Annotated in this window: 1 protein-coding gene; it reads left to right on the forward strand. The window is 46.8% G+C overall.

Going from position 1 to position 1,189, the window contains the following annotated elements:
- The first annotated feature begins 144 nt into the window (after positions 1-144).
- On the forward strand, positions 145-657 hold the full coding sequence (locus tag AACX99_RS22105) for a hypothetical protein (RefSeq protein WP_339414559.1): 513 nt from the start codon (positions 145-147) through the stop codon (positions 655-657).
- Positions 658-1,189: the final 532 nt, after the last annotated feature.

The raw sequence follows: 1,189 nt of genomic DNA on the forward strand, positions 1-1,189 counted from the left end.
CGAGCCAAAGGTTATTTTTCGTGAAATCACTATCAAATAGATCTACGTTCAAAACCTAACAAGTGGTTCAAACCGTTCGCTTCGCTCACTGGGACGGGCTAAAGCCCGCCCCTTAACCAAACGTTAGAAAGCGCAGGAAAAATAATGCTGTCTAGAGAAGAAGTAGTTGCAGTCGCAGTGCGGCTATTTGCCGTATTTCTAACCGTGCAGGCTATCAGGCTTTCTGTGCAAGCTATAAGTGCAGACCCCGGCGTACCTAGCGGCGATCTTGCTCTAGGCATAATGCTTACAGTTATTTTCCCTTTAGCGGCTGCAGTATTGCTCTGGCTCTTTCCCTTATCAATAGCGTCAACACTGCTGCCCATCAATAAAGGCAAAGCCCCGCAATCTAATAACTATCAATCCATTCTCGAAACAGGCTGTATTCTTATTGGCCTCTGGCTTTTGGCCTCCGCACTGACAGACATGTTCTATTGGGTTGTAATTTTAATTGTCGCAGCCCGTAGTGATATCGGGTTCGCAGTTATTCTCACAGAGGACATAGCAAACATGATAGCTACAGGGGTTCAGGTGTTTATTGCCCTGTACCTACTACTAGGCTACCGTAGCATTCTGAACGCATTAAATAGTCTCAGATCCAAAGGCGTTTCGCGGTAGCGCATTCTAACAATTGGTTCAAATCGCTCGCTTCGCTCACTGGGACGGGCTAAAGCCCGCCCCTTAACCAAACGTTAGGTAACTCGTCAAATGGTGAAGTTAGACTGCTCAGGCATATTCTTTTACTCGCAACTGGACGAGAAACACCTCTTTGAATGGGCTTTAGAAATACCAGGCGCTATTCGGTGGGAGCAGGACACTCTTGTAGTGCGCAGCACTAGGCTTTCCGAAGCATCTCTCCGGGACATACTTTCACTCTTTCATCGCTACGTATACCGATCCAACAACTTCAAGTATTTATGAATGAGCGCAACAGACACTGGTACAAAAATAAATCTATGTATTGGTACAAAGGTGTCTTTGGTGAGTAACCTAACTAGTGGTTCAAACCGTTCGCTGCGCTCACTGGGACGGGCTAAAGCCCGCCCCTTAACCAAACGTTATAAGGCAAGTCAATGAGAGCGTGTCCAAGTTGTGGGAGTGCAGGAATTCCAGGTGCCAAACTGTACCTCTATGCACTTACTCGACTCAA

The sequence above is a fragment of the Pseudomonas sp. EA_35y_Pfl2_R5 genome (genome assembly GCF_963970805.1).
In the GTDB taxonomy this organism is placed as follows: domain Bacteria; phylum Pseudomonadota; class Gammaproteobacteria; order Pseudomonadales; family Pseudomonadaceae; genus Aquipseudomonas.